12 protein-coding genes are annotated in these 15,447 nt (G+C 61.0%); 8 read left to right on the top strand and 4 right to left on the bottom strand.

What is annotated here, in order from left to right; translation table 11 throughout:
* The first annotated feature begins 92 nt into the window (after positions 1-92).
* From ACZZ0G_RS10310 to gcvP, 5 genes are all read left to right on the top strand, one after another.
* Positions 93-1,097, top strand: coding sequence for an extracellular solute-binding protein (locus ACZZ0G_RS10310; RefSeq protein WP_463556079.1), 1,005 nt, complete (start codon positions 93-95; stop codon positions 1,095-1,097).
* A gap of 254 nt (positions 1,098-1,351) precedes the next feature.
* Positions 1,352-2,968 carry an ABC transporter permease gene (locus ACZZ0G_RS10305; RefSeq protein ID WP_463556078.1) on the top strand — a complete coding sequence of 539 codons (1,617 nt, stop codon included), beginning with the start codon at positions 1,352-1,354 and terminating at the stop codon, positions 2,966-2,968.
* Between the two features lie 156 nt (positions 2,969-3,124).
* Entirely contained in the window at positions 3,125-4,207 is a 1,083-nt protein-coding gene (gcvT, locus tag ACZZ0G_RS10300) for a glycine cleavage system aminomethyltransferase GcvT (protein WP_463556077.1), read from the top strand.
* A 47-nt stretch (positions 4,208-4,254) separates the two neighbouring features.
* The gene (gcvH, locus tag ACZZ0G_RS10295; protein ID WP_463556076.1) at positions 4,255-4,638 is read left to right on the top strand and encodes a glycine cleavage system protein GcvH; all 384 of its coding nucleotides are present in this window, start codon (positions 4,255-4,257) and stop codon (positions 4,636-4,638) included.
* A 193-nt stretch (positions 4,639-4,831) separates the two neighbouring features.
* On the top strand, positions 4,832-7,705 hold the full coding sequence (gcvP, locus tag ACZZ0G_RS10290; RefSeq protein ID WP_463556075.1) for an aminomethyl-transferring glycine dehydrogenase: 2,874 nt from the start codon (positions 4,832-4,834) through the stop codon (positions 7,703-7,705).
* 175 nt (positions 7,706-7,880) lie between these two features.
* Here gcvP and ACZZ0G_RS10285 read toward each other — a convergent pair whose 3' ends face one another.
* The 3 genes from ACZZ0G_RS10285 to ACZZ0G_RS10275 all read right to left on the bottom strand — a co-directional run bounded on the left by ACZZ0G_RS10285 (position 7,881) and on the right by ACZZ0G_RS10275 (position 10,483).
* Positions 7,881-8,201: a DUF2388 domain-containing protein gene (locus ACZZ0G_RS10285; protein ID WP_171057234.1), complete on the bottom strand. Its 321-nt coding sequence runs from the start codon at positions 8,199-8,201 to the stop codon at positions 7,881-7,883.
* 66 nt (positions 8,202-8,267) lie between these two features.
* Complete coding sequence (tfpB, locus tag ACZZ0G_RS10280; protein WP_463556074.1) at positions 8,268-10,052, bottom strand: type IV pilus assembly ATPase TfpB; 1,785 nt, start codon at positions 10,050-10,052, stop codon at positions 8,268-8,270.
* Positions 10,053-10,144: 92 nt separating this feature from the next.
* A complete protein-coding gene (locus tag ACZZ0G_RS10275) occupies positions 10,145-10,483 on the bottom strand; it encodes a hypothetical protein (RefSeq protein WP_463556073.1) in 339 nt (112 codons plus the stop codon).
* A gap of 126 nt (positions 10,484-10,609) precedes the next feature.
* Here ACZZ0G_RS10275 and ACZZ0G_RS10270 point away from each other — a divergent pair, with 126 nt between their 5' ends.
* A complete protein-coding gene (locus ACZZ0G_RS10270) occupies positions 10,610-11,074 on the top strand; it encodes an Lrp/AsnC family transcriptional regulator (RefSeq protein WP_463556072.1) in 465 nt (154 codons plus the stop codon).
* A gap of 89 nt (positions 11,075-11,163) precedes the next feature.
* Here the strand turns inward: ACZZ0G_RS10270 and ACZZ0G_RS10265 are convergent, their stop codons facing one another.
* Complete coding sequence (locus tag ACZZ0G_RS10265; protein WP_463556071.1) at positions 11,164-12,534, bottom strand: CYTH domain-containing protein; 1,371 nt, start codon at positions 12,532-12,534, stop codon at positions 11,164-11,166.
* Positions 12,535-12,689: 155 nt separating this feature from the next.
* On the opposite strand from ACZZ0G_RS10265, the gene argE reads away from it, so the two are divergent.
* Positions 12,690-13,844 carry an acetylornithine deacetylase gene (gene argE, locus ACZZ0G_RS10260; RefSeq protein ID WP_430946216.1) on the top strand — a complete coding sequence of 385 codons (1,155 nt, stop codon included), beginning with the start codon at positions 12,690-12,692 and terminating at the stop codon, positions 13,842-13,844.
* Positions 13,845-14,109: 265 nt separating this feature from the next.
* A complete protein-coding gene (gene argA, locus ACZZ0G_RS10255; RefSeq protein ID WP_064389470.1) occupies positions 14,110-15,408 on the top strand; it encodes an amino-acid N-acetyltransferase in 1,299 nt (432 codons plus the stop codon).
* Positions 15,409-15,447 lie beyond the last annotated feature (39 nt).

Here is a 15,447-nt window from a genome sequence, read left to right as displayed (position 1 = left end):
ATCTGGTAACTCCTTCAAAAAGAGTTCGATTGAGGTGGTAAATGTGAGTCCTTATCATTTGGCCCACATTTTCCGACCGAGAGACCACTCCCATGTTGGCACCGAAGCGTCTTCTGACCGCACTGGCCCTGACCCTGATCGGCAGCACAACGGCCCAGGCCGCTGATGAGGTGGTGGTTTACTCTTCGCGCATCGATGAGCTGATCAAGCCGGTCTTCGATGCCTACACCGCCAAGACCGGGGTGAAGATCAAGTTCATCACCGACAAGGAAGCGCCGCTGATGCAGCGCATCAAGGCCGAAGGTGAAAACGCCACCGCCGACCTGTTGCTCACCGTCGATGCCGGCAACCTCTGGCAAGCCGAGCAGATGGGCATTCTCCAGCCGTTCACCTCGAAAACCATCGACGCCAACATTCCCCTGCAATATCGCTCGTCGACTCACGCCTGGACCGGTCTGAGCCTGCGTGCGCGGACCATTGCCTACTCCACCGAACGGGTGAAGCCGGGCGAACTGACCACCTACGAAGCACTGGCCGACAAGAACTGGGAAGGGCGCTTGTGCCTGCGCACGGCGAAGAAGGTTTATAACCAGTCGCTGACCGCGACCATGATCGAAGTCCATGGCGCGGCGAAGACCGAGGAAATCCTCAAGGGCTGGGTCAACAACCTGTCCACCGATGTGTTCTCCGATGACGTAGCGGTGCTCGAAGCGATCAATGCCGGGCAGTGCGACGTGGGCATCGTCAACACCTACTACTACGGTCGCCTGCACAAGCAGAAACCGGAGCTGCCGGTGAAACTGTTCTGGCCGAACCAGGCCGATCGCGGTGTGCACGTGAACCTGTCGGGCATCGGCCTGACCAAGCACGCGCCGCACCCGGAAGCGGCCAAGGCTTTGGTCGAGTGGATGACCACGCCAGAGGCGCAGAAGATCTTCGCTGACGTGAACCAGGAGTTCCCGGCCAACCCGGCGGTGGCGCCTTCGCCAGAAGTGGCGGCGTGGGGCAAGTTCGTAGCCGATACCTTGCCGGTGGAAGTGGCGGGCAAGCGTCAGGCTGAGGCGATCCGGATGATGGATCGGGCGGGTTGGAACTGAGGCTTTTTCGATAAATTTGTCTGCTTCAAGATCCAGCCCCTCACCCCAGCCCTCTTCCCAAGGGAGAGGGGGAAAGGGAGCCGATCTGAGTTAGATTCAAATCCTGAGTTCGACTCGATGTTTCAGGTCGGCGTAATTTCCATAAACTACGCGGTCAGTCCCCTCTCCCCCCGGGAGAGGGCTAGGGTGAGGGCAACAATCCCAACCTGAAACACCCAAACCAAGAACACCCCAATCCCCCCAGAGACCCAAAAGTGGCCCACCCCGCCCAACGCCGCTGGTACCCCATCGTCTTCGCCATCGCCGCGCTGGTGCTCCTGCCCCTGAGCGTTCTGCTGCTCTCCTGGCAAACCATCGACCAGCAAATCTGGTCGCACCTGTGGGAAACCCAGATGCCGCGCCTGCTGGGCAATACCCTGACGCTGGTCGTTGGCGTCGGTGTCGGCGTAACGCTGCTCGGGGTCAGCCTCGCCTGGCTCACCAGCCTCTGCGAGTTCCCCGGGCGGCGATGGCTCGACTGGGCGTTGATGCTGCCGTTCGCCATTCCCGCGTATGTGCTGGCCTTCGTTTTCGTCGGCCTGCTGGATTTCGCCGGCCCGGTGCAAAGCCTGCTGCGCGAATGGTTCGGCACAGGCTTGCGCTTGCCCCGGGTGCGCTCCACCGGCGGGGTGATTATCGTGCTGGTGCTGGTTTTCTACCCGTACGTTTACCTGTTGGCGCGCACCGCGTTTCTCGCGCAGGGCAAAGGCTTGATGGAAGCCGCGCGGGTGCTCGGCCAATCGCCGTGGCAAGCCTTCTGGCGCGTAGCGTTGCCGATGGCGCGGCCGGCGATTGGTGCCGGAGTGGCGCTGGCGCTGATGGAAACCCTCGCCGATTTCGGTGCGGTGTCGGTGTTCAACTTCGACACCTTCACCACCGCGATCTACAAAACCTGGTACGGCTTCTTCAGTCTGCCGAGCGCCGCGCAACTGGCCAGCCTGCTGTTGCTGGTGGTGATGCTGGTGCTGTACGGCGAGCGTCGTGCGCGCGGCGCCAACCGGGCGAGCAACGAACGCCCACGGGTGAAAGCGCTGTATCACCTGCGCGGTCTCAAGGCCTTGGCGGCGATGAGCTGGTGCGGCTTGGTATTCGCCTGCGCCTTCGTCATTCCGGTGCTGCAATTGATCGTCTGGTTCTGGCAGCGCGGCCGTTTCGATCTGGATGAGCGCTACGCCGGGCTGATCCTGCATACCTTGTATCTGGGCGGCATGGCGGCGCTGATTACCGTCAGCGTTGCGCTGTTGCTGGCGTTCGCTCGACGGCTGGCGCCGACGCAGGCGATCAACTCCGGGGTTGGTCTGGCCAATCTTGGCTACGCCTTGCCGGGTTCGGTGCTGGCGGTGTCAATCATGCTGGCATTCAGTTATCTCGATCGCGAGCTGGTGATTCCGTTCTCCACCTGGCTGGGTGGCGCGGGCAGACCGTTGCTGCTTGGCAGTCTGGCGTCGTTGCTGATGGCGTATCTGGTGCGTTTTATTGCCGTGGCGTACGGCCCATTGGAAAGCAGTCTGGCGCGTATACGGCCATCTTTGCCCGAAGCGGCACGTAGCCTCGGTGTCAGTGGGCCGCGACTGTTTTTCAAAGTGTATCTGCCACTGTTGCTGCCCGGCACGCTGAGCGCGGCGTTGCTGGTATTCGTCGATGTACTCAAGGAAATGCCCGCGACCCTGCTGATGCGCCCGTTTGGCTGGGACACGCTGGCGGTGCGGATCTTTGAAATGACCAGCGAAGGCGAATGGGCGCGGGCGTCTTTGCCAGCGCTGACTCTGGTTCTGGTCGGATTGTTACCGGTCATCGGCCTGATTCGCCGCTCCGCCCATCGAAACACTTAGTAGTGAGTCCTGAATCATGCGGCTACAATGCGCGGCATTCGGTGCGGTTCGTCTGACAGATCTTTTCGCTGAAATTGGCTGAAAGCCCTCTATTGCAAGGCTTTCACGCTGTGCAGCGACTGTCCGCACCTTCGCCACGCCCGGAAGGAGAAACCCATGGGACAGCGTACGCCTCTCTATGACCTGCATCTCGCCCTTGGCGCGAAGATGGTCGATTTTGGCGGTTGGGACATGCCCCTGCATTACGGCTCGCAGGTCGAGGAGCACCACGAGGTGCGCCGCGATTGCGGGGTGTTCGATGTATCCCACATGACCGTGATCGATGTCACCGGGCCCCAGGCCAAAGCCTGGCTTCAGTATTTACTGGCCAATGACGTCGATCGCCTGCACCGCCCCGGCCGTGCCTTGTACAGCACCATGCTCAACGCGCGTGGCGGCATCGTCGATGACATGATCGTCTATCGCCTCGACGACGCTTATCGTCTGGTGTTCAACGCCTCCACCCGCGATCAGGATCTGGCCTGGATGAACGCGCAGCGCGGCGATTACGACGTGCAACTGCACGAACGCTCCGAGCTGGCGATGCTCGCCATTCAAGGTCCGCAGGCCCGGCACAAGATTGCCGAACTGGTCACCCAGTCGCGCGCCACGCTGATCCAGCACCTCAAACCCTTCGAAGGCTACACCGACGGCGACTGGTTCATCGCCCGTACCGGTTATACCGGCGAAGATGGTCTGGAAATCTGCCTGCCGGCCAGTCAGGCGCCGGGCTTCTTCAACGATCTGGTCGGTGCCGGCATTTCCCCGATCGGCCTCGGCGCTCGTGACACGCTACGGGTTGAAGCCGGAATGAACCTCTACGGTCAGGACATTCATCAGGACGTTTCGCCACTGGCGTCGAACATGGCCTGGAGCATTGCCTGGGAACCGGCCACGCGCCAGTTCATCGGCCGCGCTGCGCTGGAAGCGGAAAAAGCCGCTGGCGTTGCGCACAAACTGGTCGGTCTGGTGCTGGAAGAGCGCGGTGTTTTGCGCGCTCATCAAGTGGTTCGCATCGCCGATGTTGGCGAAGGGGAGATCACCAGTGGTAGTTTCTCTCCTACGCTAAGCAAATCGATTGCCCTGGCGCGTGTTCCGATGGCCACCGCCGACCGCGCCGAAGTGGAAATCCGTGGCAAGTGGTACCCGGTACGAGTGGTCAAACCGACCTTCGTACGCCATGGCAAAACTTTGATCTAACCTTTTCCGGCGGGCAGACCGCTGACAATTTCTCGAGGACACCGAAGATGAGCGATATCCCTGCCGAACTGCGTTTTGCCGAAAGTCACGAATGGGCACGTCTGGAAGCCGATGGAACCGTCACCGTGGGCATCAGCGATCACGCGCAGGAAGCGCTGGGCGATGTGGTGTTCGTCGAGCTGACCGAAGTGGGCAAGGTGTTCGCTGCCGGTGATCAATCCGGTGTGGTCGAGTCGGTGAAAGCCGCCTCCGACATCTATTCGCCGATCAGCGGTGAAGTCATCGCGATCAACGAAGAGCTGGGCGGCTCGCCCGAGCTGCTGAACTCCGACCCGTACGGAGCGTGGATCTTCAAGATCAAGCCAACCGACAAGGCTGAGCTGGACAAGCTGCTGGATGCTGCAGCGTACAAGACTGCCATCGGCGAGTAAGCGTTAAGCAACACCCCCAAAGCCCCGACTCGTCGGGGCTTTTTCATGGGCGATGATTTTCCCCTGTGGGAGCGAGCAGGCTCGCTCCCACAGGGGGAAAGCGGTTGCTCTGAAAATTGGTGGCGATGTGGGCTGCTATGCTGGTTTGACCGTGTTGCATTGACGCCGAGCGCCAGCCAAGAGAGAGCCCGTCATGTCCCAGTTGCCGTCCCTGAGCCAGTTACGCGATCCCGATGCCTTCCTGCGCCGTCACCTCGGCCCCGATGCCGCCGAGCAGCAGGCGATGCTCGACAGCCTCGGCCTCGGCAGTCGGGTCGAACTGATCGAGCAGACCGTACCGCCGGGCATCCGCCTCAACCGCGCACTCGACCTGCCGCCGGCGCTGGATGAACAAGCCGCACTGGCCAAACTGCGTGGATACGCCGAGCAGAACCAGGTCTGGACCAGCCTGATCGGCATGGGCTACCACGGCACCCTGACGCCGACCGTCATCCTGCGCAATGTGCTGGAAAATCCCGGCTGGTACACCGCGTACACGCCGTATCAACCCGAGATCGCCCAAGGCCGGCTCGAAGCGCTGCTGAATTTCCAGCAACTGACCATCGACCTCACCGGCCTTGAACTGGCCAACGCTTCGCTGCTCGATGAAGCCACGGCCGCTGCCGAAGCCATGGCGCTGGCCAAGCGCGTGGCGAAGTCGAAGAGCAATCTGTTCTTCGTCGATGAGAACTGTCATCCACAAACCATTTCCGTGGTGCAGACCCGCGCCGAAGGTTTCGGCTTCGAGCTGATCATCGACGCTGTGGATAACTTGAAACAGCATCAGGTGTTCGGTGCGTTGCTGCAGTATCCGGACACCCATGGCGAGGTTCGCGATCTGCGACCATTGATCGATCACCTGCATGCGCAACAGGCGCTGGCCTGCGTCGCCACGGATTTGCTGAGTTTGCTGTTGCTGACACCGCCGGGCGAGTTGGGCGCCGATGTGGTGTTCGGTTCCTCCCAGCGCTTCGGCGTGCCGATGGGTTATGGCGGCCCGCACGCAGCGTTCTTTGCCAGTCGCGAGGAATACAAACGGGCGATTCCGGGGCGGATCATCGGCGTGTCGAAAGATGCCCGGGGCAACGTCGCGTTGCGCATGGCATTGCAAACCCGCGAGCAACATATCCGCCGCGAGAAGGCCAATTCGAACATCTGCACTGCACAAGTCCTGCTGGCCAACATCGCCAGTTTTTACGCGGTGTATCACGGGCCGGAAGGGTTGAAACGGATCGCCCAGCGCGTCCATCGACTGACCTGCATTCTGGCGGCGGGACTTGAGCGAAAAGGCATCAACCGGGTCAATGCGCAGTTCTTCGACACGCTGACCCTGGACGTCGGCGGTGCGCAAACCGCGATCATCGAAAGCGCTCAAGCTGCGCAGATCAACCTGCGAATTCTTGGCCGCGGCCGTGTGGGGCTGAGTCTTGATGAGACAACCGATGAAATCACGGTGGCCAAGCTGTTCGATGTCCTGCTCGGTGCCGATCATGGGTTGAACGTTGGTGAGCTTGACGCTGAAACCCTGAGTTCGGGCATCCCCGACAACCTTCAGCGCAAAACCCCGTACCTGCGCCACCCGGTATTCAACGCCCACCACAGCGAAACCGAGATGCTGCGCTATCTCAAGCAACTGGAGAACAAGGATCTGGCGCTCAACCAGTCGATGATCCCGCTGGGCTCCTGCACCATGAAACTCAACGCCACCAGCGAGATGATCCCGATTACCTGGCCGCAATTCGCCAATCTGCATCCGTTCGTACCGAGAGAGCAGGCGGTCGGTTACACGCTGATGATCGAAGAGCTCGAGCGCTGGTTGTGCGCAATTACCGGGTTCGATGCGATCTGCATGCAGCCCAACTCCGGCGCTCAGGGCGAGTACGCCGGGCTGCTGGCGATCCGCAAATATCACGAAAGCCGCCAACAGGGCGCGCGGGACATCTGCCTGATTCCGTCCTCCGCTCATGGCACCAACCCGGCCTCGGCGCAGATGGCCGGGATGCGTGTGGTGATCGTCGAGTGCGACGAGGCCGGCAACGTTGATCTCGATGACTTGAAAGCCAAGGCTGCCGAGGCCGGGGCGAAACTCTCCTGTCTGATGGCGACTTATCCGTCGACCCATGGCGTGTACGAGGAGGGCATCAGCGAGATCTGCGAAGTTATCCACAAGCACGGCGGTCAGGTGTACATGGACGGCGCCAACCTCAATGCGCAGGTCGGGTTGGCGCGGCCGGCGGATATCGGCGCCGACGTGTCGCACATGAACCTGCACAAGACCTTCTGCATTCCCCATGGCGGCGGTGGTCCGGGCATGGGGCCCATTGGTATTCGTGCGCACCTGGCGCCGTTCGTCGCCAATCACCCGGTGGTGCCGATTGACGGACCATTGGCGCAGAACGGCGCCGTTAGCGCGGCACCGTGGGGCAGTGCGAGCATTTTACCGATCAGCTGGATGTACATCGCCATGATGGGCCCGCAACTGGCCGATGCCAGCGAGGTGGCGATTCTCGCGGCGAATTACCTGGCGCAGCATTTATCCGGTGCGTTCCCGGTGTTGTACACCGGGCGCAACGGGCGCGTGGCCCACGAATGCATTCTCGATCTGCGGCCGCTGAAGGCGCTGACCGGGATCAGCGAGGAGGACGTCGCCAAGCGTCTGATGGATTACGGCTTCCATGCACCGACCATGTCATTCCCGGTGCCGGGGACCTTGATGGTCGAGCCGACCGAGAGTGAATCCAAGGCTGAACTGGATCGCTTTATTGGCGCGATGTTGAGCATTCGTGCGGAAATCACCGAAGTGCAGAACGGCAACTGGCCGGCCGAGGACAACCCGCTGAAACGGGCGCCGCATACCTTGGCGGATATCACCGGGGTGTGGGAGCGGCCGTACAGCATCGAGCAGGGCATCACCCCGGATGCGCACACCAAGGCACACAAGTATTGGCCGGCGGTGAATCGGGTGGACAATGTCTACGGCGATCGCAACCTGTTCTGCGCTTGCGTCCCGGTGGACGATTACCGCTGACATTCAGACTGTATGCAGTCCTTGTGGGAGCAAGCTTGCTCGCGAAGACGGCGTGTCAGTCGCCGCATATTTCGGATGTGAAATTGCCTTCGCGAGCAAGCTCGCTCCCACAGGGTTTTGTGCTGGGGTCAGAAGACAGGCAAAAAAATGCCGCTCATTTGAGCGGCATTTTTTGTTACTCGGACGCCACCGCATTCTTCGCCAGAATCGCATTCGCCAATTCCATATCGGTCGCCTGCAGGCCCGGATTGTCAGCGCGGACTTTCTGCATCGCCGCTTCCAGATACGGCCCACGAATACCGCCGTCACTGGCAACAAAACTGCCAGCATCGTCCTGTGCGGCGATGATCAGCTTGTGATCCTTGAAGGTCAGGTAGGTCGAGCCGGTGGTAGCGCCGGACGAGATGACGTTACGCCAAAAGCTGTCCGCCATGGCCGAACCAACGGGAAGGGACAGCAAGGCCAGAGTGGCGACAGCAAGTTTGAGACGCATGATGAGATGACTCCTGGGGGTTAACTACGGCCTTGGATCGCCATTTCCCCGATCCGGTTCCGTGGTGGCTTATTTCTGCTCGCTCTGTGGCGTCACTCGCAACACTTCCTCTACCGTCGTCAGCCCTGCCGCAACCTTCTGCGCGCCGGACAGACGCAGACTGCGCATGCCTTCCTTGAACGCCTGCCGGCGGATTGCGATGAGGTCGGCGTCCGGGGTGATGAACGCCTTGAGACTGTCGCTCAGTTGCATGATTTCGTAGACCCCGGCGCGGCCGCGATAGCCAGTGTCACGGCATTCCACGCAACCGATGGCACGTTGCGCGTTGCCCGGCAGCGGCGCTTGCCATGGGCGGGTCAGGGTTTGCCAGTCTTCTTCTTCGAGCGTCAGCGGCGCCTTGCAATGCGGACACAAGGTGCGCACCAAACGCTGGGCCATCACGCCGAGGACGGTGGCTTTGATCAGGTAATGCGGCACGCCGAGTTCGAGCAAACGGCTGATCGCGCTGGGGGCGTCGTTGGTGTGCAGGGTCGACAGCACCAAGTGCCCGGTCAACGCAGCCTGAATCGCCATTTCAGCGGTCTCCAGATCGCGAATCTCGCCGATCATGATGATGTCCGGGTCTTGCCGCATCAGTGCGCGCACACCGGCGGCGAACGTCAGATCGATGTTGTGTTGCACCTGCATCTGGTTGAACGCCGGTTCGACCATTTCGATCGGGTCTTCGATGGTGCAGAGGTTGACCTCCGGCGTCGCCAGTTTTTTCAGCGTGGTGTACAGCGTGGTGGTCTTGCCCGAGCCGGTCGGCCCGGTGACCAGAATGATGCCGTTGGGCTGGCGGGTCATGTCTTGCCAGCGACGCAGATCATCGGCGCTGAAGCCCAGTTGGTCGAAATCCTTGAGCAACACTTCCGGGTCGAAAATCCGCATGACCATTTTTTCGCCGAACGCCGTCGGCAGTGTTGAAAGCCGTAGTTCAACTTCACCGCCGTCCGGGGTCTTGGTCTTGACCCGGCCGTCCTGGGGTTTGCGTTTTTCGGCGACGTTCATCCGCCCCAGGCTTTTCAGGCGACTGACTATCGCCATGGTCACCTGCGGCGGGAATTGATAGACGTTGTGCAGCACGCCATCGATGCGGAAACGCACGGTGCCTTGCTCACGCCGGGGTTCGATGTGGATATCACTGGCGCGCTGCTGGAAGGCGTACTGGAACAGCCAGTCGACGATGTTGACGATGTGCGCGTCGTTGGCGTCCGGCTCCTGATCGCTGGCGCCGAGGTTGAGCAGTTGTTCGAAATTGCCGAGGTTGCCGCCCTGAGCGTCGGCATTGCTCGCGCCGCTGACCGATTTGGCCAGGCGAAAGAATTCGACGCTGAAACGCTGGATGTCCGCCGGGTTGGCCACCACCCGTTTGATCGGCAGTTTCAACACGTGGGTGAGATCGGCCTCCCAACCGGTGACGTAGGGCTGGGCGCTGGCCACGGTGACCGAATCGCGGTCGACCGCCACGGCGAGAATCCTGTGCCGTTGCGCGAAGGCGTAGGACATCAGTGGGGTGATCGCGGCGACGTTGATCTTCAGCGGGTCGATGCGCAAATACGGCTGGCCGGCCTGCTGCGCCAGCCACAAGGTCAGGCTTTCCAGGTCGAGGTGTTTGCCTGGCCGGCTCAGGTCATCGAGTTGCTGGCTGGCGATGAATTCCAGCGGATGCATCTGACCGTGGGCGGCGTGGCGACGGCGGGCATTCAGCGCCTGCTCCGCCGCGTCCTGGCCGATAAAACCTTGGGCGACCAGTTCACGCAGCACCTCGTTGAGTTCCAGCCAGCGGTCCTGAGTGGCGAGTTGAACGGACATGCGGGCTTCCTTTTGAGCGACAGTGCGCAAAAGGATAGTCGCGGCCCCGCAAACCGTTGGGCCACTACCCGACGAAGCCGTTGCCGGATTTTTCAGCCGGCTGCTTGTGCGCGCGCATTCCAAGCACCGTCGGCGTTTTGCAGGTTCACCGAGCAAACGCTGATCAGGTTGCGAAGTTTTTCCGCGATCACTTGCGCGCGATGCCAGCTCAAGCCACCGATGAGCAGATCAATCGACAGCAGATCGTCCATGCGCTGCACGTTGACCTGTTCAGGCGTGAGGAATTGCAGGGCGAACAGATTCAGCACCCGCACCAGCAAATCCGGTTCGGCCTCGGCGAGGATTTGATACTGCGCCAGGCAATGGACGTTGCTGACGTTCCAGACATCGGCGCGGGTTGGCGGGGTGGTAATGGCTTCGAGGTGCGGCATAACAAGTCTCCAAAATCTCTGGAGGAATTTTTACATTCGGCTTGGGGTATTTCTTGGCTATGATCGGCGTTAATGACGGCTGATCGAAAAGATCAATTCGCATAATCCGGTTATTGAGGTTTTTCTATGCAAAGCGAGTTGGACAGCTACGACCGCAAAATTCTCGCCCTGCTGCAAGAGGACGCATCGCTCTCGAGTGCGCAGATCGCCGAGCAGGTCGGCCTGTCGCAATCGCCGTGCTGGCGGCGGATTCAGCGGATGAAAGAGGAGGGCATCATTCGTGGCCAGGTGACCTTGCTCGATCGCAAGAAGATCGGCCTGAATACGCAGATCTTCGCCGAGATCAAACTCAACGCGCACGGGCGTTCGAACTTCACTGAGTTTACCGAGGCGATTCGCGGCTTTCCGGAAGTGCTGGAGTGTTATGTGCTGATGGGCGCGGTGGATTTTTTGCTGCGGATTGTCGCGGCGGACATCGAGGCGTATGAGCGGTTTTTCTTCGAGAAGCTGTCGCTGGTGCCGGGGATTCAGGAAGTGAATTCGATTGTGGCGCTGTCGGAGATCAAATCCACAACCAGTTTGCCAGTTTGAGGTAAGACGGCTGGCCTCTTCGCGAGCAGGCTCGCTCCCACAAGGGATTGCATTCCAGTGTGGGAGCGAGCCTGCTCGCGAAAGCGGAATTACATGCGCAGGAGCATTTTCCACGCGCGATTCTGATAAACCGCAATCGCCTGCTGCTTGCGTGCGTCGAGCAGTTCGTCAGTGATCGTCGGTTCGTTGGCCAGTTGCGCCAACTTGTTCAGCTCGCCGTACAAGCGATCCATTTCCGGGATCTCCAGCACGTTACGTGCGTGGTGCAGCCAGACCTGAATACGCTCGATTCGCGGCAGTTGCTCAGCCAGATCTTCCGGCTGCTGCTGATAGCGCTGCAATTGCAGGGCCGTGGCTTCTTCGCCCAAGGTACGCGGCAGCCAGCTGTGCAACTGCGCGCCACCCTGACGGTTGCCACGCACGTTACGCTCGGCGGTCCAGATGCGGGCCAGCAACCAGCGTGAAGTGTTCAGCGAGAACAGGCCCCAGCGCGGATCGTCGAGTTCTTCGAGGAACTGCTCCGGCGCGGCTTTGCGTACGTCTTCGTCTTCGATACCGGCCTGGACCAATGGGCGCCAGTCTTCCAGCAACGCATCCAGGGCAGCGCGCAAGTCGTGGGTCGACTGACGCGGTGCGGCCTGGCCGAGGCTGCTGAGCAGGGCGCGCATTTCGGCGAGGTTCTCGACCCAGTCGAGCAGCAGGCGCCAGTGGCCGTTGAAACGGTACTGTTCCGCCAGACGCTGGCTGCTGCCGAGCAAGTGCCAGCTCAGTGCGGCGAAAGCGTCGTCGAGTTGGGTTTCCGCGGTCAACTCCGGCGCCGGCAGGCTCAGCGAATAGCTGTTGGCGTCGTACAGACGATAGCCGCGCTCAGCCTTGCTGATATCGCACGGCATCAGCGCCAGGGTTTCAGCCAGTTCGGCGGCCAGTTCCAGCAGCGCGGCAGGCTCGCCTTCGCGCAGTTCCAGCTCCAGTTCGCAGATTTCTTCTTTCTGTTTGCCGACTACAACGTGGCCCAGATCCAGCGCGGCTTCGATGACCACTTTGGATTTGCCACGGCCCCAGGCGATTTCGGCGCGCTCACGGACGAAATCGGTGGTGAAGATTGGCTTGAGGGTTTTCTTGTCCAGCTCGGCCAGCGACTCGGGCCAGCATTCGCCGTCGAGTTTCTTCACATCGAGCTTGGCTTTCGGCAACTTCCAGTCGTACTCGTTACGCTCGGACAGGCCGGCGACGCTCTGGCCACGGGTCTTGAGGGTCTGAATCACTTCGTCACCGTCCTTGCGCAGGCGCAGGGCGACTTTGGCCTGGGCCAGGTCGCGCTCGGGGGTGTCGAAATACTGGTTCATCAACTCACGGCGTTCCCAGCCACTTTTGTTGCGTTTTTTCAGTAGCGGGTGCTCGCGCAGGGCGGCGAGGGTTTCGCGGCTGACGCGGAGTTTGATTTCGGTTTCTTTCTGCATGGCCGGAAAATCCAGGATCGGGAGCGCAGCCGGGGAATATGTGGCTGCCAAGGCCGTGCAGTGTACAGGACTGATTCGTCCTACGCCCTGCGGCGGTTTATTCCTGACGCCGGATGGTTCTATGATGGACTTCAAATCGGGAGTTGGAGTCAGCGATGCCTTTGCCGTCCATGCAAGACCAGTTCGCTGCGCTGATTGCCGCGCCGTCGGTCAGCTGTACCCAACCGAACCTTGATCAATCCAATCGGGCAGTGATCGATTTGCTCGCCGGCTGGCTGGGGGATCTGGGTTTCAACTGCGATATCCAGCAGGTCAGCCCGGGCAAATTCAACCTGCTCGCCAGCTTCGGCAGCGGCCCCGGCGGGCTGGTGCTGGCCGGGCACAGCGACACGGTGCCGTACGACGATGCCTTGTGGCAGACCGATCCGCTGAAACTCACCGAAGTCGATGGCCGTTGGGTCGGCCTGGGCAGCTGCGACATGAAGGGCTTCTTCGCGCTGATCATCGAAGCGGTGCTGCCGCTGCTCGATCAACCGTTCAAGCAACCGTTGCTGATCCTCGCCACCTGTGATGAAGAAAGCTCGATGTCCGGCGCCCGCGCACTGGCTGAAGCCGGGCGTCCGCTGGGCCGCGCAGCGGTAATCGGTGAGCCGACCGGCCTCAAGCCGATCCGCATGCACAAAGGCATCATGATGGAGCGCATCGACATTCTCGGGCAGAGCGGCCATTCGTCGGATCCGCGCCTGGGCCACAGCGCCCTCGAAGCGATGCACGATGCCATCGGCGAACTGCGCGGTCTGCGCCTGTTGTGGCAGCGTGAATTCAACAACCCGCAGTTCAGCGTGCCGCAGCCGACGATGAACTTCGGCTGCATCCATGGTGGCGACAACCCCAACCGCATCTGCGGCCAGTGTTCTCTGGAGTTTGATCTGCGACCGCTGCCCGGCATGGACCCGAAAGTCCTGCGCGCGGAGATTCTGCGCAAGCTCAACCCGGTGGCCGAGCGGCATCAGGTGAAGATCGATTACAAACCGTTGTTCCCGGAAGTGCCGCCGTTCGAGCAGGATGCAGACGCCGAACTGGTGCGCATCGCCGAAAAGCTCACCGGTCACAGCGCCGAAGCAGTAGCGTTCGGCACCGAAGCGCCTTATCTTCAGCGCCTTGGTTGCGAAACCATCGTGCTCGGCCCCGGCGACATCGCCTGTGCGCATCAGCCCGGCGAATACCTTGAAATGTCACGTTTGCAGCCTACCGTGCATCTATTACGTCAACTGATTGAACATTACTGCCTGACCGCTGACGAACGATGATCCACCCCTGTGGGAGCGAGCCTGCTCGCGAAAGCGCCAGTTCAGACACCTCGATGTCGCCTGATACACCGCTTTCGCGAGCAGGCTCGCTCCCACAGGGGGATGTGTTTTATCCGATCGAACGCTGTAAATTGCCAGCAACCCAACCCGTATTCATGAGGAGAGCGCGCGTGTCGCCAAGCCTGTTCCGACGATAACCATCAGCCCGCTGTGCGTTTTCCGTTTCGCCCCTTTTTCGGCTGCTATTTATTACAGGCCCAGGTTCATGCCCGAATACGTCAATTGGCTTCGTCACGCGTCCCCGTACATCAATGCTCACCGCGATTGCACCTTCGTCGTCATGCTGCCCGGCGACGGCGTGGAGCATCCGAATTTCGGCAACATCGTCCACGACATCGTTCTGCTGCACAGCCTCGGCGTGCGCCTGGTATTGGTACACGGTTCGCGTCCACAGATTGAAACCCGCCTCGCCGCCCGTGGCCTGACCCCGCATTACCACCACGGCATGCGCATCACCGATGCCGCAACCCTGGAATGTGTAATCGATGCAGTGGGTCAGTTGCGCATCGCCATCGAAGCGCGGCTGTCGATGGACATGGCCTCGTCGCCGATGCAGGGCTCGCGTCTGCGCGTGGCCAGCGGCAACCTCGTTACCGCGCGGCCGATCGGCGTGCTCGAAGGCGTCGACTATCACCACACCGGCGAAGTGCGCCGGGTCGACCGCAAGGGCATCAATCGTCTGCTCGATGAGCGTTCCATCGTGCTGCTGTCGCCGCTGGGCTACTCGCCGACCGGTGAAATTTTCAACCTCGCCTGCGAAGACGTCGCCACCCGCGCCGCCATCGATCTGGGTGCCGATAAATTGCTGCTGTTTGGCGCCGACCTCGGTCTTATCGATGAAAACGGCAAACTGGTACGTGAGCTGCGTCCACAACAGGTACCGGCACACTTGCAGCGTTTGGGCAGTAACTATCAGGCAGAACTGCTCGATGCAGCCGCCGAGGCTTGCCGTGGTGGCGTGGCGCGCAGCCATATCGTCAGTTACGCCGAAGATGGCGCGCTGCTGACCGAACTGTTCACCCGTGACGGTGGCGGTACGCTGGTCGCGCAAGAGCAGTTCGAACTGGTCCGCGAGGCGGCGATTGAAGATGTCGGCGGCTTGCTCGACTTGATCAGTCCGCTGGAAGAGCAGGGGATTCTGGTGCGTCGGTCGCGCGAAGTGCTGGAGCGCGAGATCGAGCAGTTCAGCGTGGTCGAGCGTGAAGGCATGATCATCGCTTGTGCGGCGCTGTATCAGATTGCCGATTCCGATGCCGGCGAGTTGGCGTGCCTGGCGGTGAACCCGGAGTATCGCCATGGCGGTCGCGGTGATGAACTGCTGGAACGTATCGAGACCCGCGCACGGGCGCAGGGTTTGAAGACTTTGTTTGTCCTCACCACCCGCACCGCGCACTGGTTCCGCGAACGTGGGTTCGAGCCGAGCAGCGTCGAACGCCTGCCTGCGGCGCGGGCGTCGCTGTACAACTATCAGCGTAATTCGAAGATCTTCGAAAAGACCTTGTAACCGAGTTGCTCCATTCGCGAGCAGGCTCGCTCCCACTCC

The organism is Pseudomonas sp. AC169 (assembly GCF_979258515.1).
The sequence above is the reverse complement of the archived record's forward strand: the minus strand, read 5'-3'. Positions and strand labels throughout refer to the sequence as shown.

Excerpts from the sequence above, each read along its gene's own strand:
- ACZZ0G_RS10310 (WP_463556079.1), top strand. The coding sequence starts at position 93 with ATGTTGGCACCGAAGCGTCTTCTGACCGCACTGGCCCTGACCCTGATC.
- gcvT (WP_463556077.1), top strand. The coding sequence starts at position 3,125 with ATGGGACAGCGTACGCCTCTCTATGACCTGCATCTCGCCCTTGGCGCG.
- gcvH (WP_463556076.1), top strand. The coding sequence starts at position 4,255 with ATGAGCGATATCCCTGCCGAACTGCGTTTTGCCGAAAGTCACGAATGG.
- gcvP (WP_463556075.1), top strand. The coding sequence starts at position 4,832 with ATGTCCCAGTTGCCGTCCCTGAGCCAGTTACGCGATCCCGATGCCTTC.
- tfpB (WP_463556074.1), bottom strand. The coding sequence starts at position 10,052 with ATGTCCGTTCAACTCGCCACTCAGGACCGCTGGCTGGAACTCAACGAG.
- ACZZ0G_RS10275 (WP_463556073.1), bottom strand. The coding sequence starts at position 10,483 with ATGCCGCACCTCGAAGCCATTACCACCCCGCCAACCCGCGCCGATGTC.
- ACZZ0G_RS10270 (WP_463556072.1), top strand. The coding sequence starts at position 10,610 with ATGCAAAGCGAGTTGGACAGCTACGACCGCAAAATTCTCGCCCTGCTG.
- ACZZ0G_RS10265 (WP_463556071.1), bottom strand. The coding sequence starts at position 12,534 with ATGCAGAAAGAAACCGAAATCAAACTCCGCGTCAGCCGCGAAACCCTC.
- argE (WP_430946216.1), top strand. The coding sequence starts at position 12,690 with ATGCCTTTGCCGTCCATGCAAGACCAGTTCGCTGCGCTGATTGCCGCG.
- argA (WP_064389470.1), top strand. The coding sequence starts at position 14,110 with ATGCCCGAATACGTCAATTGGCTTCGTCACGCGTCCCCGTACATCAAT.